This is a genomic window from Nitratireductor aestuarii, assembly GCF_014641695.1.
Lineage (GTDB): Bacteria > Pseudomonadota > Alphaproteobacteria > Rhizobiales > Rhizobiaceae > Chelativorans > Chelativorans aestuarii.
In genome coordinates this window covers 1-613 of record NZ_BMIF01000065.1, presented here as the reverse complement: position 1 = coordinate 613, position 613 = coordinate 1, and the positions used below count along the sequence as shown (strand labels likewise).

Below are 613 nucleotides of genomic sequence, written 5' to 3'. Positions count from 1 at the left end.
AGCGTGTTTAGAGCCCGGCGTTTCGGTTTCGCGTCTAGCTCTGGAGCACGGCGTCAACGCCAATCTCGTTCGCAAGTGGGTAAAGAGAGCCAAAGAAGATAGTGCTTTACCTGCGGTATCTACGTTCGTTCCGGTTCAGATAGCTACGGATATGCAGTCGTCTTCTGCCAGCGGTCCACCGACGAATGTGGAGCCGGTCGGCAAGCGATCTCATGCATCCAGGCTGAGCGCGGTGCTGCCGAACGGGATCAGCCTGACGCTGGAATGCAGCGATGTCGATGGTCTGGCGGCAATCATAGGAGCGTTGAGCCATGTTCAGACTGGGCGCTGATCTGAAGGTCTACCTCCATCGGGAACCCATCGACTTCCGCGCGGGCATCAACAGCCTCGCGGTCCTTGTGCAAGAGGTGATGGAGCTGGACCCGTTTGCTCCATCGGTGTTTGCCTTCTGCAATCGCAGGCGTGACCGGGTGAAGCTCTTGTTCTTTGATCGGTCCGGGTTTGTTATGGTCCTGAAGAAGCTAACGGAAGACCGGTTCAGGTGGCCCCGCCGGGAAACTGCGGTGGTGACGCTGACGACAGAGCAACTCCACTGGATCCTCGATGGCATCGA

General features: G+C 57.9%; 2 protein-coding genes. Both read left to right on the top strand.

The window, feature by feature from the left end; translation table 11 throughout:
* The coding region (tnpA, locus tag IEX27_RS21125; RefSeq protein ID WP_188723035.1) for an IS66-like element accessory protein TnpA at positions 1–331 on the top strand (331 nt) is incomplete at its 5' end.
* The coding region (tnpB, locus tag IEX27_RS21120) for an IS66 family insertion sequence element accessory protein TnpB (protein WP_188723034.1) at positions 312–613 on the top strand (302 nt) is incomplete at its 3' end. The genes tnpA and tnpB, both read left to right, overlap by 20 nt.